The organism is Microbacterium sp. 1S1 (genome assembly GCF_008271365.1).
GTDB lineage: Bacteria > Actinomycetota > Actinomycetes > Actinomycetales > Microbacteriaceae > Microbacterium.
On the sequence record NZ_CP043430.1, the window covers coordinates 2,701,861 to 2,725,821 of the forward strand.

Sequence of the window (23,961 nt, forward strand, 5' to 3'; positions counted from 1 at the left end):
GCCCCTCCGTCGATGCGACTCAGACCAGCGAGCGCAGCACGTACTGCAGGATGCCGCCGTTGCGGTAGTAGTCCGCCTCACCGGGGGTGTCGATGCGGACGACCGCGTCGAACTCGATCGGCTGCTTGCCCTCGGGCGAGTGCTCGCTCGGGGTCGCGGTGACCTTGACCGTCTTCGGCGTGACGCCGTTGTTGAGCTCCTCGAGCCCCGTGATCGAGACGATCTCGGTGCCGTCGAGGCCCAGCGACTCCCAGCTCTCGCCGGCCGGGAACTGCAGCGGGACGACGCCCATCCCGATGAGGTTCGAGCGGTGGATGCGCTCGAAGCTCTCCGTGATCACGGCCTTGACGCCCAGGAGGCTGGTGCCCTTGGCCGCCCAGTCACGGGACGAGCCGGAGCCGTACTCCTTGCCGCCGAACACGACGAGCGGGGTGCCCTGCTCGGCGTAGTTCATGCAGGCGTCGTAGATGTAGGACTGCGGACCGCCGGGCTGCGTGAAGTCGCGGGTGTAGCCGCCCTCGACGACCTGACCGTCGTTCACCGCGGACACCATGAGGTTCTTCAGGCGGATGTTCGCGAACGTGCCACGGATCATGACCTCGTGGTTGCCGCGGCGCGAGCCGAAGGAGTTGAAGTCCTTGCGGTCGACGCCGTGCTCCGTGAGGTACTGAGCCGCGGGGGTGCCGGGCTTGATGTTGCCGGCCGGCGAGATGTGGTCGGTGGTGACCGAGTCGCCGAGCGTGGCCATGACGCGTGCACCTTCGATGTCCTTCACCGGGGTGAGCTCCATCGTCATGCCGTCGAAGTACGGGGCCTTGCGCACGTACGTCGAGTTCTCGTCCCACTGGAACGTGTCGTCGTCCGGCGTGGGCAGGTTGCGCCAGCGCTCGTCACCGTCGAACACGGTTGCGTACTGCTTGATGAACTGGTCGCGCGAGATCGACGAGTCGACGATCTCCTGGACCTCTTCCGGCGACGGCCAGATGTCCTTGAGGAACACATCGTTGCCGTCCGCGTCCTGGCCGAGTGCGTCGGTGTCGAAGTCGAAGTGCATCGAGCCGGCGAGGGCGTACGCGATGACCAGCGGCGGGCTGGCCAGGTAGTTCATCTTCACGTCGGGGCTGATCCGGCCCTCGAAGTTGCGGTTGCCCGAGAGGACGGCCGTGACCGCGAGGTCGTGGGAGTTGATCGCCTCGGAGACCTCTTCGATCAGCGGACCGGAGTTTCCGATGCAGATGGTGCAGCCGTAGCCGACCGTGTAGAAGCCGAGGCCCTCGAGGTCCTTGTCGAGACCGGATTTCTCGTAGTAGTCCGTGACGACCTTGGAGCCGGGACCGAGCGTGGTCTTCACCCACGGCTTCTGCTTGAGGCCCTTCTGTCGCGCCTTGCGAGCGAGGAGGCCGGCGGCGATCATCACCGACGGGTTGGACGTGTTGGTGCACGACGTGATGGCAGCGAGGGTGACGGCGCCGTTGTCCAGGACGTACTTCTCGCCTTCGGGGGTGGTGACGGGCACCGGGTTGGACACGTTCGCCGGCGCACCGCTGCTGATGTGCACCGGACGCGTCGAGGGCTCCTCCTCGCCGGGCACCTGGCCCGGGTCGGACGCCGGGAACGAGTGCTTCGACTCGAGGTCGACGATGTCCTCGCTCGTCGACGGCGTGGCGTAGTTCAGGATGTCCTGCTCGAACTGCGTCTTCGCCTCGGAGAGGAGGATGCGGTCCTGCGGGCGCTTCGGGCCGGCGATGGACGGCACGACGGTGCCGAGGTCCAGCTCCATGTACTCGCTGAAGACGGGCTCGTGGGAGGCGTCGTGCCAGAGCTTCTGCTCCTTGGCGTAGGCCTCGACGAGCGCGACGGCCTCCTCGCTGCGCCCGGTGAGGCGCAGGTAGTCGAGGGTGACGTCGTCGATCGGGAAGATCGCTGCGGTCGAGCCGAACTCGGGCGACATGTTGCCGATCGTCGCGCGGTTGGCCAGCGGCACCGACGCGACGCCCTCGCCGTAGAACTCGACGAACTTGCCGACCACGCCGTGCTTGCGCAGCATGTCGGTGATGGTCAGCACCACGTCGGTCGCGGTCACGCCGGCGGGGATCTCACCCGAGAGCTTGAAGCCGACGACGCGCGGGATGAGCATCGACACGGGCTGGCCGAGCATCGCCGCCTCGGCCTCGATGCCGCCGACGCCCCAGCCGAGCACGCCCAGTCCGTTGACCATCGTGGTGTGCGAGTCGGTGCCGACACAGGTGTCGGGGTAGGCCTGGAGGACGCCGCCGTTGGTGCGGTCGTAGATGACCTTCGCCAGGTGCTCGATGTTCACCTGGTGGACGATGCCGGTGCCGGGGGGCACGACCTTGAAGTCCTGGAACGCGGTCTGGCCCCAGCGGAGGAACTGGTACCGCTCCCCGTTGCGCTCGTACTCGATCTCGACGTTGCGCTCGAGGGCGTTCTCGGTACCGAACAGATCGGCGATGACGGAGTGGTCGATGACCATCTCGGCCGGCGAGAGCGGGTTGATCCTGTTCGGGTCTCCCCCGAGTGCCGTGACGGCCTCGCGCATGGTGGCGAGGTCGACGATGCAGGGAACTCCCGTGAAGTCCTGCATGACGACGCGCGCGGGCGTGAACTGGATCTCGGTGTTGGGCTCCGCGTTGGCGTCCCAGGATCCGAGCGCCTCGATCTGCGCCTTCGTGACGTTCGCGCCGTCCTCGGTGCGAAGCAGGTTCTCCAGGAGGACCTTGAGGCTGAAGGGAAGCTTGTCGAAACCGGGCACCGTGTCGATGCGGAAGATCTCGTAGTCGGTGCTGCCGACCGTCAGGGTGCTCTTGGCACCGAAGCTGTTCACCGTGGACACGAATCCGTCTCCTTCTATTCGGATGGGAGCGACAGGCGCCTCCATCTTGCTCGCCGGTGTGGCCGCGCGGCTAGCAAGGGGGACCTAACCAGTCTGCTCCGCGCCGGTCACCGGCGAAAGCCCGTGATTTATCTTGATGTCGAGATAAATCTATCACGCCGCCGCGACGTCGTCGTGCGACGACGCGCGGGGATAGAGCGCGCGGACGACGAGCCAGGTCACGGCGATCAGCGGCGCGAACAACGGAAGTCCCATCACGAGCTTGAGGGTGCCGAGGGCGGTGACGTCGCCGGCCAGATACAGCGGGAACTGGACCGCCAGCCGCGCGATGAAGAGCCCCGCCCAGGCGATGCCAAGCCAGAAGAATGCTCGCCGCTTGCGGCGGTCGGCACGCCAGGCGGTTCCCTCCCCCATCAGGAAGCCGACCGCGAGACCGATGATCGACCACCCGATGAGAGCCGAGATGAGGATCGCCGAGCCGTAGACCGCGTTCGTGATGAGGCCGGGGACGAAGTTGTCCTCCCCACGGCCGGTCCACAGCGCGAGACCGGCGGCGGCCACGGCCGCGATCAGTCCGCCGAGGGCGGCCGAGGGCGGAGACTTCTGCACGAGCCGGACGACCGTGAACACGGCAGCCAGACCGACCGACACCCCGAGGGGCAGCAGCAGGGGTTCCGGCCGGAGGGTGAACAGGATGACGAACGCGAGGCTCGGCAGCACCGACTCCAGGATCCCGCGCCAGCCGCCCATGGCCGACCAGACGACCCTGCGCGTGCTCGCGCTCTCGGATGGATCGAGTCCGGCCTTGCGCGCCGCTCCGCCGAGGGCTGCTCCGAGGATCTCCGACGCGCTCTGCGTCCGCGGCTCCTCGGCGTCCGGGGAGGTCACGCGGAGCCCGGCGTCGCCGGCATCTTCAGCGGGATGAGGTCTCGTGGCGGCATGGGCGCCCCGCCTCGGACGACGACGATCGACCGGAAGAGGTCTTCCACCTTCGCCCCGGCCTCGGGGTCGGACGCGGCCGCGCCGCCGATGACACCACGGAGGAACCAGCGCGGACCGTCGATGCCGATGAAGCGCGCCAGGCGGAGACCGGAGCCCTCGCTGGCCGCCGCGGGCACCTCTGCGAGAAGCTCCTTGCCGAGCGGGCCCTCGCGCTCCTCGACGCGCCCCCCCTGAGCCTTCACCTGATCACGGAGCTGCACGCGCGTCTCGTCCCAGAGGCCACCGCTGCGCGGGGCTGCGAACGGCTGCACCTGGAGCGAGGACTCGGCGTAGTCGAGGCCGACCGCCACGATCCGCTTGCTCTGCTCTTCCACCTCGAGTCGGAGGTTCAATCCCTCGCGCGGAAGGATCTTGATCCCGCCGAGATCGATGTAGGGGCGGACGGGATTCGCCTCGGAGTCGTCGAACGGGCCTTCGGTGGCGCGGTTCGCCGGCGCCGACTTGGAAGGAGTGTCGTTGGTGTCGGTCATTTCGCCTGTCCTGCTGGGGTCTGAGGGGTCTGGGCCTGATAGCCGGTCGATCCGAATCCGCCGGCGCCGCGGGCGCTGTCCGGCAGTTCCTCGACCGGCAGGAACCGCGCCCGCGTGACGGGCATCACGATCAGTTGCGCGATGCGATCGCCGACGGCGACATCGTACGCGCTGTGGATGTCCGTGTTGATCAGGCTCACCTTGATCTCACCCCGGTACCCCGCGTCGACGGTGCCGGGGGAGTTCACGATCGATATCCCGTGCTTCGCCGCGAGACCGCTGCGCGGTACGACGAAGGCCGCATAGCCGTCGGGCAGCGCGATCCGGACGCCGGTCGGCACCAGGGCCCGCTCCCCCGGCTCCAGCCGCACCGCCTCGGCCGCGACGAGATCGGCTCCCGCGTCACCCGGATGCGCATAGCCGGGGACCACTGCGGCGATAATGGGGACATCAACGGAATCGGTCACCCCATGAGGCTAATGCAGAACCCCGCAACGGACGCACGTCCCCGCTACCGCGAACGACTCGCCCCCAGCCTGTGGCTGCTGGTCACCGTCGCCCTCGCCGGGCCCATGGTGTCCCTGATCTTCGTTCCGGTGGGCTCCACCTTCGCGCTGCTTCTCGGCGGCGCGGTCTCGGCGCTCCTCGTCGTGGCCGCGATCGTTCTCGCTCCCGTCGTGTCCGTGGAGGACGGCGTGCTGCGGGCCGGACGCGCCCACATCGACGCCCGGTACCTCGGCGATCCCGTCGCTCTGTCCGGCGCGGAAGCGCGGAACGCACGGGGGCCCGAGCTCCCCGCGCGCGGATGGCACCTCATCCGCGGCGGTATCGACGGGGTGGTCGTCGTGCCGAACACCGACCAGGACGATCCCGTCGTGGCCTGGACGATCTCGACCCGCACCCCCGACCGTCTCGCGGCGGCCATCCGCGCCGCTCGGGACTGAGCCCACCCGGAGACGACAGCGCGCCCCTGACCAGGACGGTCGGGGGCGCGTGAGGCGTCGCTCGGAGGGCTGCTCAGGCAGCGCACTCCTTGCAGATGGGGCCGTCGGGTCCCTCGTGGTCGAGCTGCGAGCGGTGCTTCACCAGGAAGCAGCTCATGCACGTGAACTCGTCCTGCTGCGCGGGCAGCACGACGACGTCGAGCTCGAGGTCGGAGAGGTCCGCGCCCGGGAGATCGAAGTTCGACGGGTTGTCGGAGTCCTCGTCTCCGGTCGTACCGGACAGCTTGTCCGGCACACGCTCCTTCAGGGCTTCGATCGACTCGGAGTCGTCTTCACTCTTTCGGGGAGCGTCGTAATCGGTTGCCATGCGGTGAATCTCCACTTTCATGGTGCGAGTGGGCGGGTGCGCCGTCGGGTAATCGGCGGCCATAGTTTGCATGACCGGCGGGCGTTTCGCAAATGCCCTCCCATGCAGCAGGGCAAACTCACGGCACGCCCGCCGTATTCCCTGTTCCGCACCGTCTGCCGTGACACCATGAACGCACACCCATCAGAGGGGCATTCGCATGGAAAACGTCACCATCGTCGGCACTGAAGCAGGAGTGCTCGTCCTCGCGACCGAGGCGGGCGAGCGGTTCGCGCTGCCCATCGACGCCGTGCTGCAGCGGGAGATCCGCCGCGCGACCCGCCAGGCCGAACCCACCGCCCAGAAGCTCGCCGCGAGCCCGCGCGACATCCAGGCGCAGATCCGCGCGGGGCTCACCGCCGCCGAGGTCGCGGAGCTCCTGGGGATCAGCGTCGACGACGTCGCCCGCTTCGAGGGCCCCGTCCTCGCGGAGCGGGAGCACATCATCGGCCAGGCGCTCGCCGTGCCCGTCCTCATCGGCAGCGAGGTCGAGCCGGACGCGCAGCCCACTTTCGGCGCCGCGGTCCGCGCCAAGCTCGCCGAGGTGGCGGCATCGTCGGAGCGCTGGGCCAGCTGGAAGGAGGAGTCCGGCTGGGTGATCAAGCTCGAGTTCTCGGCGAATGACGTCGACCACGACGCCCGGTGGAGTTTCGATCCACGGCGCAGCGCGCTCTCTCCGCTGAACGCCGATGCCACGCAGCTCTCTCGCCAGGGCTCTCTGCCGGAGGGCCTGATCCCGCGCCTGCGTGCCGTGGAGGCTGACCGCGCCACCTCCCCGTACAAGGACGACAGCCGCTTCGACTCCGGCGCCTTCGGGCCGCGCCTCGTGCCTGCGCCTGCGGCGGACGCGGACGAGCCCGCACAGCCGGAGCGTTCCGCGCCCGCCGTCCAGGATGCCGCGATCAACCGCGCGCCGGACGCGGGATCGACGAGTCCTGAGACGGCCGACCTGCTCGAGGCCCTGCGCCGCCGCCGCGGACAGCGCGAGGCCGCGCCGATCGAGCACGACATCGAGGACGACTCGCCGGACGACACCGACCCGATCGCCCTCTTCGCCGCGCTGGAGGAGCCGGACGACGAGCCCGCGGCCCCGGAGCCTGCGCCGCGTCAGCCAGCCTCGAACGACGCCGGCGACAGCGGCGGCCGCCGGCGCCGCCGGAACGCCATGCCGTCGTGGGACGAGATCGTCTTCGGGGCTCGTACCGACGAGTGACCGCGGTCCTTCGCCTCAGGAGGCGAAGGCTCCGAGACGGAGGAACGGCACCCTGGTCTCCTCGGGTGTGAGTGCGCCGTGCTGCCCGATCATGCCGCGGTTACGCTGGTCCTCGGCGGTGCCGTCGTACAGCGCCCACACGCCCGTGGCGATGACGAGCAGATCGCCGATCCGGGCGAGGACCTCGTCGCGCACGACGGGACCGAAGAGTCCGCCCCGGACCGCCTCCTCTCGGCTGACGACATCGGCGGCCCCTTCGAGGTCGCTCCGCAAACGGGCCGTCGTCCGCTCCATGTCGGCGTCGGGCTCGCTGTAGAGATGCAGCATGCGGGGCTCTCCGCCGACGTGGCGGATGCCGACGAGATGCTCCGCCTCCAGCACCACCTGCCGGTGGTGCGGCACGTCGACCATGCCGTGGTCCGAGGTCACGACCACGCCCACCCGCGGCGGGACGCGGACGGAGAGAGCGCCGTCGAGCCGTTCGAGCGCGGACACCCATTCCGCCGACGCGACCCCGTGCTTGTGCCCGGCCTTGTCGACCTCGGGCAGGTAGCAGTACACGAGAGAGCCGGGGTGCTCCTCGGCCAGGGCGTACGCGACCTCGACGCGTTCCTCCGGTGTCGCGGCGGGGACGAACCGCGAGCCCCGGAGCGTCGCACGCGTGAATCCGCTGTGCGCATAGGCCGCAAGCCCGACCGCGAACGTCTCGCGCCCGGCCGCGGCGGCGCGCTCGAACACCGTGGGCGCTCCCTGCCAGGTGAGCGGGTCGAGACCGTCGGTCTCCCATCCGCTGAGCTGGTTCACCAGGACGCCGCGCTCCGGGTCGCGGACCCGGTACCCGACGAGGCCGTGCTCCCCCGGCCACACACCGGTCGTGATGCTGGTGAGGGCTGCGGCCGTGGTCGTCGGGAACACGGTCTGCGCGACGTCCTTCTTCGTCATCGCCGCGGTCAACGACCGGGCGTGACCTGCGTGTGAGCGAAGGTTGATCGCGCCGAGACCGTCGATCACAACGAGTACCGCCGATTCGGCGCGCTGCAGCGTCTCGGATTCGCCTCGGAGAGCGGCGCACAGGTCGTCCGCCACCCCGACGACGCTCCGGGTGCTGGACGGCGCGGACGGTAGCATGAAGGACATCCGAGCCAGTCTGACACAGGCTCCCGTACGCCCTCAGGACCTCCATGCCGAAAACCCCGCCGCCCGAGCCTGTCGAGGAACGCATCCAGGACATCGATCTCTCCAACGAGATGCAGGGCTCCTTCCTCGAGTACGCCTACTCCGTCATCTATTCGCGCGCGCTCCCCGACGCCAGGGACGGCCTCAAGCCGGTGCAGCGGCGCATCCTCTTCCAGATGGCGGAGATGGGCCTGCGCCCCGATCGGGGCCACGTGAAGAGCGCCCGCGTGGTGGGCGAGGTCATGGGCAAGCTGCACCCGCACGGCGACTCGGCGATCTACGACGCCCTCGTCCGCCTGGCGCAGGAATGGGCCCTGCGCGTTCCGCTCGTCGACGGCCACGGCAACTTCGGCTCGCTGGACGACGGGCCCGCGGCCGCGCGCTACACCGAGGCGCGCCTCGCCGCCCCCGCCCTGTCGCTCACCGAGAACCTCGATGAGGACGTCGTCGACTTCATCCCGAACTACGACGGCCAGTTCCAGCAGCCGGCCGTGCTGCCCGCGGCCTTCCCGAACCTGCTCGTCAACGGAGCCAGCGGCATCGCCGTGGGCATGGCGACCAACATGGCGCCGCACAACCTCATCGAGGTCGTCGCCGCGGCGACGCATCTGCTCGAGAACCCTGACGCCACCACCGAAGACCTCATGGAGTACGTCCCCGGACCCGACTTCCCCTCCGGCGGGATCCTCATGGGACTGGACGGCGTGAAGGATGCCTACACGACGGGGCGCGGTGCGCTCAAGGTCCGCGGACGCACCTCGATCGAGTCGCCGGGGCCCCGGCGCACGGGGATCATCGTCTCGGAGCTGCCGTACATGGTCGGACCGGAACGGCTGATCGAGAAGATCCGCGACGCGGTGCAGGCGAAGAAGCTGCAGGGGATCAGTGACGTCACCGATCTCACCGACCGCAACCACGGTCTCCGCGTCGCCATCGGGATCAAGACCGGCTTCGATCCGAACGCGGTCCTGGAGCAGCTCTACCGGCTCACGCCGCTGGAGGACTCCTTCAGCATCAACAACGTCGCGCTCGTCGACGGCCAGCCCCGCACACTCGGGCTCAAGGAGATGCTCAGCGTCTACGTCGGTCACCGGATCGAGGTGATCACCCGGCGCAGCCGCTATCGTCTCGCCCGGCGCGAGGAGCGTCTGCACCTGGTGGAGGGCCTCCTCATCGCGATCCTCGACATCGACGAGGTCATCCAGGTCATCCGCTCGTCCGACGACACCGAACAAGCCCGCACCCGGCTCCGCTCGGTGTTCGACCTCAGCGAGCCGCAGGCCGAGTACATCCTCGAGCTGCGCCTGCGTCGCCTCACGAAGTTCTCACGCATCGAGCTCGAGGCGGAGCGGGACGCCCTCCTCGCGGAGATCGCGTCGCTGCGCGAGCTGCTCGCCAGCCCGGCGCTGCTGCGCGCCGCCGTCGCCCAGGAGCTGGACGCCGTGGCGGAGGCCTACGGCACGCCACGCCGCACGCTGCTGATGAACGCCGCCCCGCCGAAACCCCGCGCGACGAAGGGCGCGGTGGATCTGCAGATCGCCGACGCCCCGACCACGCTGGTCCTCTCGACGACCGGCCGCGCCGTGCGCGTCGACCTCGGCGAAGGGCAGGAGCTCACCGCGCCGGCACGTCGGAGCAAGCACGACGCCACCCTCGCAACCGTCCAGACCACCGTCCGCGGAGAGCTCGGTGCGCTGACGAGCACGGGACGTGTGGTCCGCTTCTCCCCCGTCGATCTGCCGTCGGTGCCCGCGACGTCGGTACAGCTCGCTGCCGGAACCCCGCTGCGGGATTACCTCGGGGTCACCACCAAGGGCGAGCGCATCCTAGGCTTCGTCCGCTTCGACAGCGACACCCCGGTGGCCCTGGGCACCGCGCAGGGCATCGTCAAGAGGATCGTGCCGTCGACGCTGCCGGTGCGCCCCGAGCTGGAGGTCATCGGACTCAAGCCCGGAGACACGGTGGTCGGTGCGGCCGAGGCCACGGACGATGCCGACCTCGTGTTCCTGACGACCGACGCCCAGCTCCTCCGCTTCTCGGCGTCGGCAGTGCGTCCCCAGGGCGCGCCGGCAGGCGGTATGGCGGGCATCAAACTCGGCTCCGGCGCCTCGGTTCTCTTCTTCGGCGCCGTGACCCCCGAGGCCGATGCCGTCGTCGCCACCGTCTCGGGCGCGGAGAGCATCCTGCCCGGAACCGATCCGGGTCGCGCCAAGGTCTCGGCGTTCGCGGACTACCCGTCCAAGGGCCGGGCGACGGGCGGCGTCCGGGCTCATGCCTTCCTGAAGGGCGAAGACCGTCTCACCGTCGCCTGGGTCGGCCCCAACCCGCCGCTCGCCGTCGACCCGACCGGCGCGGTGCGCAAGCTGCCGGACTCCGGTGCGCGTCGCGATGCCTCGGGTCAGCCGACCGACGGCGTCATCGGCAGCATCGGCCGCACGCTCGTCTGATCCCTTCGACGAAAGAGGGGGCCCGGCACCGCCGGGTCCCCTCTCTCGTTCCCGCCCCGCTCAGGCGTCGATCGACTCGCGGGAGAGCTGGTCCGCGGAATCGATGATGAACTCGCGCCGCGGGGCGACCTCGTTGCCCATGAGCAGCTCGAACACGCGACCCGCGGCCTCGGCGTCCTCCATCCGCACGCGGCGGAGGAGCCGACCGGAACGGTCCATCGTGGTGTTCGCGAGCTGCTCGGCATCCATCTCCCCGAGACCCTTATAGCGCTGGATCGGCTCATGCCAGCGCTTGCCTGCCTTGCGGAGCTTCGCGAGCAGCGCGTGCAGCTCCTGCTCGCTGTACGTGTAGATCGTCTCGTTCGGCTTCGAGCCCGGGTTGATCACGATGATCCGGTGCAGCGGCGGCACCGCGGCGAAGACGCGTCCATGCTCGATCAGCGGCCGCATGTATCGGAAGAACAGCGTCAGCAGAAGCGTGCGGATGTGCGCACCGTCGACGTCGGCGTCGCTCATGAGGATGATCTTCCCGTAGCGCGCTGCCTCGATGTCGAAGGTGCGTCCCGACCCGGCGCCGATCACCTGGATGATGGACGCGCACTCCGCGTTGGACAGCATGTCGCCGACCGAGGCCTTCTGCACGTTCAGGATCTTCCCGCGGATGGGGAGCAGCGCCTGGAACTCGCTGTTGCGTGCGTTCTTGGCCGTGCCCAGCGCCGAGTCGCCCTCGACGATGAAGAGCTCGCTGCGCTCCACGTCGTTCGTGCGACAGTCGACGAGCTTGGTCGGCAGCGTCGATGATTCGAGAGCGTTCTTGCGCCGCTGGGTCTCCTTGTGCGCACGGGCCGACACCCGTGCCTTCATCTCCGACACGATCTTGTCGAGGAGTTGCGTCGCCTGGCTCTTGTCGTCGCGCTTGGTGGAGGTGAAGCGCTGCTGGAGATCCTTGCGCATCACCTGGGCGACGATCTGGCGCACGGCCGGGGTGCCGAGCACCTCCTTGGTCTGCCCCTCGAACTGCGGCTCGGGCACGTTGACCGTGAGGACGGCGGTGAGGCCGGCGAGGACGTCGTCCTTCTCGAGCTTGTCGTTGCCGACCTTCAGCCGGCGAGCGTTCTGCTCGACCTGACTGCGCAGCACCTTCAGGAGCTCCTGCTCGAAGCCCTGCTGATGCGTGCCGCCCTTCGGGGTGGAGATGATGTTGACGAACGAGCGGATCCGCGTGTCATAGCCCGTCCCCCAGCGCAGAGCGATGTCGACGGCGCACACGCGCTCGACCTCGGTGGCCACCATGTGCCCGTCGGGCTGCAGGACGGGCACGGTCTCGGTGAAGGTCCCCTCCCCCTGGATCCGCCAGGTGTCGGTCACGGGAGGGTCGACCGCCAGGTACTCCACGAACTCGGAGATGCCGCCCTCATAGAGATACGAGGTCTCCACGGGGCCGGTCGGGGTGCCGTCCTCGCCCGTGACCGCGCTCGCCGCGCGCTCGTCGCGCACCACGATCTCCAGGCCGGGCACGAGGAAGGCGGTCTGCCGCGCCCGCGTTTCGAGCTCGGCGAGCTGGAAGGCCGCGTCCTTGGTGAAGATCTGACGGTCGGCCCAGTAGCGCACGCGGGTGCCGGTCACGCCTCGCGGCGTCTTTCCGACGACCCGCAGCTCGCTGTTCTCCTCGAACGGGGTGAAGGGCGCATCGGGCCGCTTCTCCCCGGAGTCCTGGAAGATGCCCGGCTCTCCGCGGTGGAAAGACATCGCGTACGTCTTGCCGCCGCGGTCGACCTCCACGTCGAGACGCTCGGAGAGGGCGTTCACGACAGAGGCGCCGACGCCGTGCAGACCGCCCGAGGCCGCGTAGGACCCGCCGCCGAACTTTCCGCCCGCGTGCAGCTTCGTGTAGACGACCTCGACGCCCGTGAGCCCGGTCCGGGGCTCGACATCGACGGGGATGCCGCGACCGCGGTCGTGTACCTCGACGCTGCCGTCGTCATGCAGGATGATGTCGATCCGCGAGCCGTTACCGGCGACGGCCTCGTCGACGGAGTTGTCGATGATCTCCCACAGGCAGTGCATGAGCCCGGGCGAACCGTTCGAGCCGATGTACATGCCGGGGCGCTTGCGGACCGCTTCGAGCCCTTCGAGCACCTGGAGATGATGGGCGGAGTACTCGGCATTCACAATCTCCGAGTCTATTCGCGGGACCGACCCGCCCTCCGCAGACACTCCCCGGCGGACCGCACTCGCGGGCGCGCGCGTACGCGCTGAGCGAAACACGCCGCCGACCGGGCATGCCCACAGGTGCAGCGTGGTTGTATTGAGCACGACCAACAAGGACGCCGACACCCGAGGAGGCCCCGAGATGAATGCAACGACCGAACGTGAGACCTCCGCTGTCGAGTACCGCCTGACCGCGATGGACCGCTGCGACTCGTGTGGAGCGCAGGCTTACATCGCCGCCGAGGTCAACGGCTCCGAGCTGCTCTTCTGCGCCCACCACGGCCGCAAGTACGAAGAGAAGCTGCGCAGCGTGGCCACGAGCTGGCACGACGAGACCGCTCGTCTCATCGAGACGGTCTGATCAGCGGCTGACCCGGTCGAGCCGGGTCACTCCACGACCCTCCGCCGAATCCGCGGACCGAGACGGGTGAGGATCTCCTCCCCGACCGTGTCGATCCGCTCGGCGAGGGTCGTTGCCGTCTCCTCCCCGTGCACGCCCGGTCCGAAGACGGTGACCTCGTCGCCGACGGCCATCCCCGGCCACCCGGCGACCGTCGTCGTCGCCAGCTCGACCGCGTTGGCCACGCGGGGGCCTGCGGGAGTACCCACCGGCATCCCGGCGAGCGTCGAGGGAAGCCCGTCAAGGCTGCCCACGGCCACGACCGCGCAGTCGCCGTCGAGCCGGACGACGGGGGCGCCGAGGCTCGCGGCCGGGCGGACGCCGTCGAGTTCGGGACCGTCCGCCGAACGGATGCCGTAGCAGAAGGCGCCGATCCGCGACACCGTGCCACGCAGTTCCGGCCGCCACCACGACGCGGCCGAGGCGGTCAGGTGCAGGGCCGCGGGCACGGCTCCGGACGCGCCGGTCTCCCGCACGGCGTCGAGGAACACCGCTTGGGCATCGTCGTCCTCGGCGTCGCTCGCTTCGGCGATGTGACTCCAGATCCCGACGAGCGCGAGCGAGCCGCTCCGCTCGGCCGCCCTGGCCTCGGCCACCGCGGCCGGCCAGTCCTCCGGGCGGACGCCGTTGCGGTGCAGCCCCGTGTCGATCTTGAGATGCACGCGCGCACGCACGCCGAGCACTCCGGCGCGCGCCACGACGCGTCGGAGGTACTCGACCGTCCCGATCCCGAGCTCGATGTCCTGCAGGAGGGCCTCATCGATCTCCTCGTCCGTCGAGGTCGCCCAGGCGAACACGGACACGGCGCCGCCCGCGATACGCCGAACGTCGAGGCCGCCGCGCACGTCATAACTGCCGAACGCGGTCACCCCTGCCTCGAGGGCGGTCTCCACCGCCCAGCGGAGTCCGTGGCCGTACGCGTCGTCCTTGAGGACGAGCATCAGCGCGGAGTCGCCCAGCCGGTCCCGCACCGCCGCGATGTTGGCGCGGAAAACGGAGCTGTCCAGACGGAGTTCCGGTCGCATCATGCCTCCCAGCCGCGTACGGCGTGCGCTCCGGGAACGGCGACGAGCTCCGCGGGTGTCATCCCGGTGACCTCGGCCCAGCGGGCGATCGAGTCCGAGGCGGGTCCGGTCCCGCCGAAGAAGGTCACGGTATCCCCCACCTCCGCGGCGAGTCCCTGGAGGTCGATCACGCAGACGTCCATCGCGACACGCCCGACGATCGGACGCAGTGCGCCATGGATCTCGACGTCGGCATGATTGCCGAGCGCGCGGACCACGCCCTGAGCGTACCCGCCGGTCACAAGCGCGACCATCGTGTCCTCCGCGGCCCGGAAGGTGTAGCCGTAGGAGACGGCCTCCCCCGCCCGCAACCGTTTGGTGGACATCACGCGACCGACCAGACGCATGACCGCTGGCGTCGCCGAGGCTCCCGCGGCGGTCGGCAGCCCATAGAGGAGACCGGGGTCGAGGTCGGGGGTGCCGGCGGTCGTCGCGTCGATGCCTTCGAGGCGCATCGCCTCCACTTGCCCCGTGGAGTCCACGAGGACCCTCTCTGCGCCGGCGGCGGTGACAGCGTGGGCGACGGCGAGCAGTCCGTGACCCCACGCATCGCGCCGCAGATCCGCGAGACGGCCGCCCGCCCTGATCGCCGCGGATGCGCCGGCGGCGAGGGCCGAACGCGAGATCATCGCCCGCGGAAGCGCACTCGAACTCGTGTCACACACGTCCACCAGCCTAGCTTGCATGCTCCCAGGAGCCTGGGGGCTCCCCGCGTAGACTGGGACGTCGATCCCTAGACCCGGAGCTCCATGTCTCGTCTCTCTCTCGCGCCCCGTATCCGCTACCTCCTCGGCCGTGCCCGTCGCATCGACGTCGGCTCGGTGCTCGAACGGGCCAAAGAGGCCTCCGCGCAGCACCACCGGCCCGTGCCGACGATCGTCGCGGACATGCTCTGGTCGGCGGCCCGCCACAACGTGGGCTTCCAGGACTACATCGACTACGACTTCGCCATGCTGAACCGCGCCGAGCGCGAGACGTACATGACGCACCCGGTGTCCAATCAGCTCTCGCAGAAGTACGACCACCCCGACTTCCGCTGGATCTTCCAGGACAAGATCGAGTTCAACCGGAAGTTCTCCGCGCACCTGCACCGCGAATGGATGGTGGTCGAGGAGGGGAACGCCGACGAGGTCCGCGCCCTCACAGAGCGTCTCGGCACCATCGTCACGAAGGAGCCGGTCGGCCAGGCCGGCACCGGCGTGCACCGATACCACGCGGCCGACATCACGGACTGGGCCGAGTTCCACCGGGGGCTGCTCGACCGCGGCGAGCTGCTCATCGAGGAGGTCATCCGTCAGCACGACGACCTGGCGGCCATCTGCCCCGGGACCGTGAACACCACTCGCATCACGGCGTTCTTCGACGGCGAGAAGGCACACATCCTGGCGATGGCACAGAAATTCGGCCGCGGCGCGGTGAGCGACCAGATGACCTTCGGCGGTTTCTACACGATGCTCGATGAGAACGGTCGCGCGGTGGGGGCGGGCTACGACTCGCACGGCCACGTCCACGAGACCCACCCGGACTCGGGCTTCCGCATCGCCGACTTCCAGCTGCCCCACATGGATCAGGTGCGCGCGTTCATCGACCAGGTCGCCCGTGTCGTCCCGCAGGTGCAGTACGTCGGGTGGGACGTCGTCGTCACCCCGGACGGTCCCGTGCTCGTCGAGGGCAACTGGGGCGCGGGCGTCTATGAGAACAAGCCCAGCGTCACCGGCATCCGTACCGGTCACAAGCCGCGCTACCGCGAGGTCATCGGCTTCTGACCCTCGGCAGGCGCACCCTTCGACAGGCTGGACCCAGCCTGGGTCGCTGAGCCTGTCGAAGCGTTGACCCGGCCCCTTTCGCGCAAACCGGCCCCGTGCGGTCGCACGCAAGGGGCCGGTTCGTTCGTAAGGGGGTGGGTCGACCCGCTCAGACCGCGCGGACGATACCGAGCGGCGTGGACTCGAGGCCTTGGCCGAGCGGGTTGTCGCCGAGGATCTTCACCAGCCGCAGCTCCCCCGCCTTGTCCAGCGTCGACCCGAGGATGTTGCCGCCGAGGTCGTTGATGTCGACCACCGCCACCTCGGCCCGACCACCGATCAGCGCCTTCAGATGTGCCGCGACGCCGCGCGGGTCCCTCGGGCCGAGGACGACCGCCTCGTTGTAAGGCGGGATGGTGTGCTTCGTCGGTCCGTCGATCGCGCGCGCCTTGTCCCCCGCGATGCGGTAGAAGTCGCCCTTGCGCCCGAAGGCCTTGGTGACCGCCGAGACCGCCGCCGCGAAGAGGATGCGTGGCGTACCGCACTCCCGCAGCGCCATCTCCATCGTCTCCGGCATGCCGAGACCGATGCCGTACGGCGTGCGAGTGACGTACTTCGACAGGAACAGCGCGAGCTTCCGCGGCTTGATCTCATCCAGGCGGTACGAGCGGCCCTGCGTGATCGCGACGATCTTCTCGGTCACGAACAGCAGGTCACCCGGCTGCACGGCGTCCTTCGCATACTCCGTGATGATGGCGTCGAGATCATCGTCCGGCATCACGACGCGGGTACGCAGCGGGATCCGTGCGTAGCTCTTTCCGTCAACGCTCGTCTCGAGCGCCTTGCCCTCGTTCGCCTGCATCACTCGAGGTAGTCCCGGAGCGACTGCGAGCGGCTCGGGTGACGCAGCTTCGCCATCGTCTTGGACTCGATCTGACGGATGCGCTCACGCGTCACGCCGAAGGTGTCGCCGATCTGGTCGAGCGTCTTCGGCTGGCCGTCGCCCAGGCCGAAGCGCATCCGGATCACGCCGGCCTCGCGCTCGGAGAGCGAGTCGAGCAGCTGCTCGAGCTGGCGCTGCAGCATCGTGAAGCCCACGGCGTCGGCGGGAACCACGGCCTCGGTGTCCTCGATGAGGTCGCCGAACTCGCTGTCGCCGTCCTCGCCGAGCGGCGTGTGCAGCGAGATCGGCTCGCGGCCGTACTTCTGCACCTCGACGACCTTCTCCGGGGTCATGTCCAGCTCACGGCTGAGCTCTTCCGGAGTGGGTTCGCGACCGAGGTCCTGCAGCATCTGCCGCTGCACGCGGGCCAGCTTGTTGATGACCTCGACCATGTGCACCGGGATGCGGATCGTGCGGGCCTGGTCTGCCATGGCGCGGGTGATCGCCTGACGGATCCACCAGGTCGCGTAGGTCGAGAACTTGAAGCCCTTGGTGTAGTCGAACTTCTCGACCGCGCGGATGAGGCCGAGGTTGCCCTCCTGGATCAGGTCCAGGAACTGCATACCGCGCCCGGTGTAGCGCTTGGCGAGGGACACGACGAGACGCAGGTTCGCGCCGAGGAGGTGACTCTTCGCGCGCTGACCGTCACGGGCGACCCACTGCAGGTCGAGTCCGAGCTGGCTCGTCTTCTCGGCCGGCGACATCGCGGAGAGCTTCTCCTCCGCAAAGAGACCGGCCTCGATCCGCATCGCGAGCTCGACCTCTTCGGCCGCGTTCAGCAGCGCGACCTTACCGATCTGCTTCAGGTAGTCCTTGACCGGGTCGGCCGTGGCACCGGTGATCTGGGTCGAGTAGACCGGGACCTCTTCATCATCCTTGGACGAGATGACGATCGCGCCTGTCGGCAGCGGCTCGGTGAAGGTCGGCTTCGCGTCGTCCTCCTCCTCGTCGCCCGCGGCGTCCTCGGAGCCTTCGGTGGCGGCGGCGTCGTCTTCTTCGACGACGTCGTCAGACTTCTTCTTCTTCGCGGGGGCGCGCTTGGCCGCGGCGCGCTTGGCGGCGGGAGCCGGTTCGGTCGCTTCGACGTCCTCGACCTCGGGATCCGCGGTGATCTGATCGGCCTTCTTCGTCCGCGTGTTCTTCGTCGTGGCAGGAGTCACGTTTCGCCTTTCACGGGGCCGCTGGGAGACCCCGGGACATTTCGGACACTAGTAAGACCCTTGTCAAGTCCGGTGCTCGAAAACACCGATTGACAACGGGTCGGACTCCTAGTATCGCACACGTATGGCGAGGGAGACGCATTCCCACACGATCGAGGGCGAATGCGTCAGCCTCGGCCGGGCTTGTCCTCGTCTCCGGACGGGCGCGAGGCGAGGTAGCGCTCGAGTTCGGCCGCGAGTTCATCGGCGCTGGGCAGGTCGCGCTCGTTGAATCCACCCTCGTCGTACGAGTCGTCCTCGGGGTCGCGGCCGGCCATGTAGGCGTCGTACCGACGTTCGAGGTTGTGCACCATCTGCTGCAACTCGTCGTTCGCCGCGACCTGCTCGTCGACCCGGGCGACGTAGTCCGCCCGCCGCTCCTGCACCGCGTCCAGCATGAGCACGAGGCCCGTCGACGCCATGAGCTTCTCCGCCGCCGCGCTGACCGCTTCAGGGTTCTCGGTCTCGGCGAGGTAATGCGGCACCAGGAGCACGAAGCCGACGACACGCTCGCCGCGCTCCGCGAACCGGAACTCGAGCAGGTGGCCGGCGGTCGCGGGGACCTGCGTACGCGGCCGCCATACCGAGTGCGACACCACGAGATCGCGCCGGTTCCCGCTCACCGTCGTCCCGATGGGGCGCGTGTGCGGCACGGGCATCGCGATGGAGTGGACCCAGTGCAGACCCGAGGCCTCGAACTCCGCGGCCAGGTCCAGCACCGTCTCCGCGAAAGCGTTCCAGGCGAAGTCGGGCTCGTATCCCGTGAGGAGGAGGAACGGGCGCCCCAGCGCGTCCGTGGCGAGGGAGAGCTCGAGCCGCGGTGGTCGGAACTCGGCGAGGTGATCCTGATCGAAAGAGATGACGGGGCGGCGCGCCCGATAGTCGAGCAGAACGTCGTTGTCGAAGATCGCCAGCGGCTGCGGAGACGTCGTCTCGCGCAGATGGTCGATCAGACCGGACACCGCGCTGCCCGCGTCCGTGAAACCGGTGAGCAGCATCACGAGAGGCAGGCCGTGGGGCACCGTGGGGGCGTTCGCGACGCGTTCGTGGATCTCACCGGAGAAGGGCATGTCTCCATGCTACGAGCCGCACCCGGGGCGGGGCTCCGGCGTGTCTCGCTGAGAGCGAACACACCCGCTCCCCCGGGCCGCTGACCGTCGAGCGGAGATCCTAGGATGGAGAGCATGACGCTTCCCGTGCTCTCGCACACCACTGATCAGTTCCCCGGAAGCGCTGCCGATGCCGCAGTGCTCGTCGTCCCCGATCTCTCCGAGTCGGCCGAGTCGCTGGCGGCTCACCCCGGTCTCGCCGACGTCCTGGCGGGCATCGGCTTCACCGGTGCCGCCGGAGCGTTCGCTCGGGTCTACGCACCGGAGGTGACGACCCTCCCCTTCGCCGTGGTCGGCGTCGGTTCCACCATCGACGACGCGTCCGTCCGCAGCGCCGCCGGCACGGCCCTCCGTTCCCTGACCGGCTTCGACACCGTCTCACTCGGCCTCGCGGCCGGGCTCGAGGAGCACGCCGCCGCTGCGGCTGAGGGCGCCGTCCTCGGCGGCTACCGCTTCGACGACTACCGGGCCGAGCACGGCAAGAAGAAGCGGGCGACGGCGGTCGTCGTCCACGCCTCGCTCGACGACGCGACGATCGCCCGCGCCCACGCCACCGGCGAGGCCGTCGCGCTCATCAAGGACCTCGTGAACGTACCCGCCGAGTGGCAGAGCCCCGCGCAGCTCGCCCAGAGCGCCGCCGACAGCGTCGCAGACCTCGACGTCACCGTGGAGATCCTCGACGAGGCAGCCCTCGCCGAGCAGGGCTTCGGAGGCATCCTCGGCGTCGGACAGGGCTCCGACCGGCCGCCGCGCCTCGTCCGCCTCGACTATGCGCCGGCCGACGCGCGACGCCACATCGCCCTCGTGGGCAAGGGCATCACGTTCGACACCGGCGGTCTCTCCCTCAAGCCCGCGGCCTCGATGGTCGGTATGAAGTTCGACATGGCCGGCGCGGCGACCTCTCTCGCGGCGCTGCGCGCCATCGCCGCCCTCCGCCTCCCCGTCCACGTGACCGCCTGGCTCTGCATCACCGACAACATGCCGTCCGGTCGCGCTCTCCGTCCGGGCGACGTCATCCGCATCCTCGACGGCACGACGGTCGAGGTGCTGAACACCGATGCGGAAGGGCGCCTCGTCCTCGCCGACGGCCTGGTCGCGGCGAGCCGGGAGAACCCGGATGTCATCATCGACGTCGCGACGCTGACGGGCGCGATCGTCGCGGCCCTCGGCCACCGCCACACCGGCGTCTTCGGCGACGACGACACGGTCGCGGAGTTCCTCGCCGCCGCCGCCCGCACGGGCGAGCCCGCCTGGCACATGCCGCTTCCCGCGTATATGGAGGAGACGCTGGACTCCCCCATCGCCGACATGATCAACGCCAACATGGGTGACCGGATGGGCGGCGCGTCCTTCGCCGGCCTCTTCCTGCGGCGCTTCGTCGGCCGCACCTCGGACGCGGACGACGCCCCGCGCATCCCCTGGGTGCACCTCGACATCGCGGGGTCCGGCGAACACGCCGGCGCCCCCTACGGCTTCACCGAAAAGGGCCCCACGGGGGCGATGGTCCGATCGATCATCGCCTTCGCCGAAGCAGCATCCCACACGGAGGCATGACACCCATGACAACCCACACCTTCGACATCGTCGTCCTGGGCGGCGGCAGCGGCGGTTACGCCGCGGCACTGCGAGCCAGCGAGCTCGGCAAGTCCGTCGCACTGATCGAGAAGGACAAGGTGGGAGGCACGTGCCTGCACCGCGGGTGCATCCCGACGAAGGCGCTGCTGCACGCCGCCGAGGTGGCGGACCATGTGCGCGACGCCTCCTCCGTGGGGGTCACGGCCTCGTTCGGCGGGATCGACCCGGCGGGAGTGCGCAGCTACCGCGAGGGCATCGTCGCGAAGAAGTACAAGGGCCTCGAGGGGCTCGTCAAGGCGCGAGGCATCACCACCGTCGCCGGACTCGGCCGCCTCAACGCGGACCGCAGCGTCAGCGTGGGCGACGACGTCTATGTCGGTACGGACGTCATCCTCGCCACCGGGTCGTACAGCCGGTCGTTGCCGGGACTGGAGATCGGCGGACGCATCCTGACCAGCGAACAGGCACTCGCTCTGGACGTGGTACCCGAGCGGGTCCTCATCCTCGGAGGCGGGGTCATCGGTGTGGAGTTCGCCAGCGTCTGGCGCTCGTTCGGAGCGGAGGTCACCATCGTGGAGGCCCTCCCCCACCTGGTCCCGAACGAGGACATCGCGATGAGCAAGGGACTCGAGCGTGCGTTCCGCCGTCGCGGCATCCAGTACTCCCTCGGGGTGCGGTTCCAGAGCGCGACGCAGGACGACTCGTCCGTCACCGTCACCCTGGAGGACGGTAAGGAGTTCACCGCCGACTACCTCCTCGTCGCCGTCGGCCGCGGCCCGGCCACCGCGGACCTGGGCTTCGAGGACGCGGGGGTGAGTCTTGACCGCGGTTTCGTCACCGTGGACGACGACCTCCGCACCGGCGTGCCCGGCGTGTGGGCGGTCGGCGACATCGTTCCGGGTCTCCAGCTGGCGCACCGCGGGTTCCAGCAAGGCATCGCGGTCGCCGAGCGCATCGCGGGCCTCTCCCCGGTGAACGTGCCCGACCTCCAGATCCCGAAGGTCACCTACTCCAGCCCCGAGGTCGCATCCGTCGGTCTCACGGAGGAGGCGGCGACCGCCACCCATGGGTCCGATGCGATCCACTCGTACGAGTACAACCTCGCGGGGAACGGGAAGAGCGAGATCATCGGCACCGGCGGTCTCGTGAAGATCGTCCGCCTCAAGGACGGCCCCGTCCTCGGCGTCCACCTCCTCGGCGATCGTGTCGGCGAGCTCATCACCGAGGGACAGCTCGCGGTCGCCTGGGAAGCGCATCCGGAGGACATCGCTCCCCTCATCCACGCCCACCCGACCCAGAGCGAAGCCCTCGGCGAGGCGTTCCTCGCGCTGGCCGGAAAGCCCCTGCACGCCCTCTGAGCACCAACCGGTGCCCGAGTCACTAAGCTAGACAAGCGTCATACAACTTCTGAAGGAGACTCAGTCATGAGCACATCCGTGGTCCTCCCCGCTCTCGGTGAGAGCGTCACAGAGGGTACGGTCACCCGCTGGCTCAAGCAGGTGGGAGACACCGTCCAGGCGGACGAGGGCCTGCTCGAGATCTCGACCGACAAGGTCGACACCGAGATCCCCTCCCCGGTCACCGGCGTGATCGAGGAGATCCTCGTGGCCGAGGACGAGACCGTCGAGGTCGGTGCTCTGCTGGCCCGCATCGGCGATGGCAGCGGCGCGGCACCGGCCGACAACGCCCCTGCCGCGGAAGAAGCAGCCCCCGCTGAGGCTGCCGCTCCGGAGGCCGCCGCGGCCCCCGCGCCGGCCGAGCAGCAGGCTCCCGCCGCGTCCGCTCCGGCCGAATCCGCGGCGCCGGCTCCGTCGGGCGACGCCACCGACATCGTGCTCCCCGAGCTGGGTGAGAGCGTCACGGAGGGAACGGTCACCCGCTGGCTGAAGCAGGTCGGCGACTCCGTCGAGGTCGACGAGGCCCTCCTCGAGATCTCCACCGACAAGGTCGACACGGAGATCCCCTCGCCGGTCGCCGGAGTGCTCCAGGAGATCGTCGCTGGAGAGGACGAGACAGTCGAGGTCGGCGCCGTGCTGGCTCGCGTCGGTTCCGGCGCCGCTCAGGCTGAAGCTCCCGCTCCGCAGGCCGAGGCTCCGGCCCCGCAGGCCGAGGCTCCCGCCGCACCGGCTCCCGCTCCGCAGGCCGAGGCTCCCGCTGCACCGGCTCCCGCTCCGCAGGCCGAGGCTCCCGCCGCACCGGCTCCCGCTCCGCAGACCGCGGCTCCGGCAGCGCCCGCCCAGCCGGCCGCTCCGGCCTCCGCTGAAGCTCCCAAGCTCGCTCTGCCGACCGAGAGCGACAACCTCTACGTGACCCCGCTCGTGCGTCGGCTGGCTGCGCAGCAGGGTGTCGACCTGGCCACGGTCAAGGGCACCGGCGTCGGCGGGCGCATCCGCAAGGAGGACGTCCTCAAGGCTGCCGAGTCGGCCACGGCCGCACCGGCGGCCGCCGCGGCCCCCGCTCCGGCCCCGCTGGAGGTGTCGCCGCTGCGCGGGACCACCCAGCCGATGTCGCGCCTGCGCAAGGTCCTCGCCAAGCGCGCGGTCGAGTCGATGCAGCAGACGGCCCAGCTGACCACCGTGGTCGAGGTCGACGTCACTGCTCTTGCCGAGTACCGCGACAGCGTCAAGGCCTCGTTCCTCGAGAAGACCGGCGACAAGCTCTCGTTCCTGCCGTTCTTCGCGCTGGCGGCGGCGGAGGCCCTCCAAGCCTTCCCGATCATCAACGCCACGGTCGACGGCGAGCAGATCGTCTACCCGGCCTCGGAGAACGTCTCGATCGCGGTCGACACCGAGCGGGGCCTGCTCACGCCGGTGCTCCGCGACGCCGCGTCGAAGAACATCGCCGAGATCGCCCACGAGATCGCCGATCTCGCGGCGCGGACGCGCGACAACAAGCTGAAGCCCGACGAGCTCGCCGGCGGCACGTTCACGCTGACCAACACGGGGTCGCGCGGCGCGCTGTTCGACACCCCCGTCGTGTTCCTGCCGCAGTCGGCGATCCTCGGAACCGGCACGGTCGTCAAGCGCCCCGGCCTGGTCAAGGTCGGCGGCACCGACGCGATCGCGGTCCGCTCGTACGTCTACCTGGCGCTGTCCTACGACCACCGCATCATCGACGGTGCCGACGCGGCGCGCTTCCTCGGCGCGGTGAAGGCTCGTCTCGAGGCTGCGCAGTTCAGCGGTCAGCTCGGCGCCTGACGACGG

Annotated in this window: 20 protein-coding genes; 8 read left to right on the forward strand and 12 right to left on the reverse strand. The window is 69.5% G+C overall.

Features of this window, described 5'->3' with window-relative positions:
* Positions 1-19: 19 nt before the first annotated feature.
* The 4 genes from FY549_RS13100 to dut all read right to left on the reverse strand — a co-directional run bounded on the left by FY549_RS13100 (position 20) and on the right by dut (position 4,793).
* Positions 20-2,854 (reverse strand): aconitate hydratase, encoded by a 2,835-nt coding sequence (locus FY549_RS13100; protein WP_149085402.1) that lies wholly within the window; start codon positions 2,852-2,854, stop codon positions 20-22.
* A 153-nt stretch (positions 2,855-3,007) separates the two neighbouring features.
* Positions 3,008-3,742 (reverse strand): DUF3159 domain-containing protein, encoded by a 735-nt coding sequence (locus FY549_RS13105; RefSeq protein WP_149085403.1) that lies wholly within the window; start codon positions 3,740-3,742, stop codon positions 3,008-3,010.
* Entirely contained in the window at positions 3,739-4,326 is a 588-nt protein-coding gene (locus tag FY549_RS13110; RefSeq protein WP_149085404.1) for a DUF3710 domain-containing protein, read from the reverse strand. Before FY549_RS13110 ends, FY549_RS13105 begins: the two co-directional genes overlap by 4 nt.
* Positions 4,323-4,793: a dUTP diphosphatase gene (dut, locus tag FY549_RS13115; RefSeq protein ID WP_149085405.1), complete on the reverse strand. Its 471-nt coding sequence runs from the start codon at positions 4,791-4,793 to the stop codon at positions 4,323-4,325. The genes FY549_RS13110 and dut overlap by 4 nt, the downstream gene beginning before the upstream one ends.
* A 12-nt stretch (positions 4,794-4,805) precedes the next feature.
* Here dut and FY549_RS13120 point away from each other — a divergent pair, with 12 nt between their 5' ends.
* Positions 4,806-5,270 (forward strand): DUF3093 domain-containing protein, encoded by a 465-nt coding sequence (locus tag FY549_RS13120; protein WP_149085406.1) that lies wholly within the window; start codon positions 4,806-4,808, stop codon positions 5,268-5,270.
* Positions 5,271-5,343: 73 nt separating this feature from the next.
* On the opposite strand, the gene FY549_RS13125 is transcribed toward FY549_RS13120, so the two are convergent.
* The gene (locus FY549_RS13125) at positions 5,344-5,637 is read right to left on the reverse strand and encodes a DUF4193 domain-containing protein (protein ID WP_025103572.1); all 294 of its coding nucleotides are present in this window, start codon (positions 5,635-5,637) and stop codon (positions 5,344-5,346) included.
* A 199-nt stretch (positions 5,638-5,836) separates the two neighbouring features.
* On the opposite strand from FY549_RS13125, the gene sepH reads away from it, so the two are divergent.
* Positions 5,837-6,889 (forward strand): septation protein SepH, encoded by a 1,053-nt coding sequence (gene sepH / locus FY549_RS13130; protein ID WP_149085407.1) that lies wholly within the window; start codon positions 5,837-5,839, stop codon positions 6,887-6,889.
* A gap of 15 nt (positions 6,890-6,904) precedes the next feature.
* On the opposite strand, the gene FY549_RS13135 is transcribed toward sepH, so the two are convergent.
* Entirely contained in the window at positions 6,905-8,026 is a 1,122-nt protein-coding gene (locus FY549_RS13135; RefSeq protein WP_149085408.1) for an alkaline phosphatase family protein, read from the reverse strand.
* Between the two features lie 44 nt (positions 8,027-8,070).
* Between FY549_RS13135 and FY549_RS13140 the strand changes: the two genes are divergently transcribed.
* The gene (locus FY549_RS13140; protein WP_149085409.1) at positions 8,071-10,512 is read left to right on the forward strand and encodes a DNA topoisomerase (ATP-hydrolyzing) subunit A; all 2,442 of its coding nucleotides are present in this window, start codon (positions 8,071-8,073) and stop codon (positions 10,510-10,512) included.
* 60 nt (positions 10,513-10,572) lie between these two features.
* Here FY549_RS13140 and FY549_RS13145 read toward each other — a convergent pair whose 3' ends face one another.
* Positions 10,573-12,684, reverse strand: coding sequence for a type IIA DNA topoisomerase subunit B (locus FY549_RS13145; RefSeq protein ID WP_374114466.1), 2,112 nt, complete (start codon positions 12,682-12,684; stop codon positions 10,573-10,575).
* A 181-nt stretch (positions 12,685-12,865) separates the two neighbouring features.
* Between FY549_RS13145 and FY549_RS13150 the strand changes: the two genes are divergently transcribed.
* Positions 12,866-13,084, forward strand: a complete 219-nt coding sequence (locus FY549_RS13150; RefSeq protein ID WP_025103577.1) for a hypothetical protein — start codon at positions 12,866-12,868, stop codon at positions 13,082-13,084.
* A gap of 26 nt (positions 13,085-13,110) precedes the next feature.
* On the opposite strand, the gene FY549_RS13155 is transcribed toward FY549_RS13150, so the two are convergent.
* Together FY549_RS13155 and FY549_RS13160 are read right to left on the reverse strand one after the other, a co-directional pair.
* Positions 13,111-14,151, reverse strand: coding sequence for an alanine racemase (locus FY549_RS13155; RefSeq protein WP_149085410.1), 1,041 nt, complete (start codon positions 14,149-14,151; stop codon positions 13,111-13,113).
* Positions 14,148-14,852, reverse strand: coding sequence for an alanine racemase C-terminal domain-containing protein (locus FY549_RS13160; RefSeq protein WP_200838580.1), 705 nt, complete (start codon positions 14,850-14,852; stop codon positions 14,148-14,150). Before FY549_RS13160 ends, FY549_RS13155 begins: the two co-directional genes overlap by 4 nt.
* An 84-nt stretch (positions 14,853-14,936) precedes the next feature.
* Here FY549_RS13160 and FY549_RS13165 point away from each other — a divergent pair, with 84 nt between their 5' ends.
* Complete coding sequence (locus FY549_RS13165) at positions 14,937-15,953, forward strand: sugar-transfer associated ATP-grasp domain-containing protein (RefSeq protein ID WP_149085411.1); 1,017 nt, start codon at positions 14,937-14,939, stop codon at positions 15,951-15,953.
* Between the two features lie 148 nt (positions 15,954-16,101).
* Here FY549_RS13165 and FY549_RS13170 read toward each other — a convergent pair whose 3' ends face one another.
* The 3 genes from FY549_RS13170 to FY549_RS13180 form a co-directional block, all read right to left on the reverse strand.
* Positions 16,102-16,794, reverse strand: a complete 693-nt coding sequence (locus tag FY549_RS13170; protein ID WP_187614873.1) for a coenzyme F420-0:L-glutamate ligase — start codon at positions 16,792-16,794, stop codon at positions 16,102-16,104.
* Positions 16,794-18,035, reverse strand: a complete 1,242-nt coding sequence (locus tag FY549_RS13175) for an RNA polymerase sigma factor (protein ID WP_149085413.1) — start codon at positions 18,033-18,035, stop codon at positions 16,794-16,796. The genes FY549_RS13170 and FY549_RS13175 overlap by 1 nt, the downstream gene beginning before the upstream one ends.
* Positions 18,036-18,202: 167 nt before the next feature.
* Entirely contained in the window at positions 18,203-19,144 is a 942-nt protein-coding gene (locus FY549_RS13180) for a proteasome assembly chaperone family protein (RefSeq protein ID WP_149085414.1), read from the reverse strand.
* Between the two features lie 114 nt (positions 19,145-19,258).
* On the opposite strand from FY549_RS13180, the gene FY549_RS13185 reads away from it, so the two are divergent.
* The 3 genes from FY549_RS13185 to sucB all read left to right on the forward strand — a co-directional run bounded on the left by FY549_RS13185 (position 19,259) and on the right by sucB (position 23,955).
* Positions 19,259-20,737: a leucyl aminopeptidase gene (locus FY549_RS13185; protein WP_149085415.1), complete on the forward strand. Its 1,479-nt coding sequence runs from the start codon at positions 19,259-19,261 to the stop codon at positions 20,735-20,737.
* A 5-nt stretch (positions 20,738-20,742) separates the two neighbouring features.
* Complete coding sequence (gene lpdA / locus FY549_RS13190; protein ID WP_149085416.1) at positions 20,743-22,116, forward strand: dihydrolipoyl dehydrogenase; 1,374 nt, start codon at positions 20,743-20,745, stop codon at positions 22,114-22,116.
* 66 nt (positions 22,117-22,182) lie between these two features.
* Positions 22,183-23,955 carry a 2-oxoglutarate dehydrogenase, E2 component, dihydrolipoamide succinyltransferase gene (gene sucB / locus FY549_RS13195; RefSeq protein WP_149085417.1) on the forward strand — a complete coding sequence of 591 codons (1,773 nt, stop codon included), beginning with the start codon at positions 22,183-22,185 and terminating at the stop codon, positions 23,953-23,955.
* Positions 23,956-23,961 lie beyond the last annotated feature (6 nt).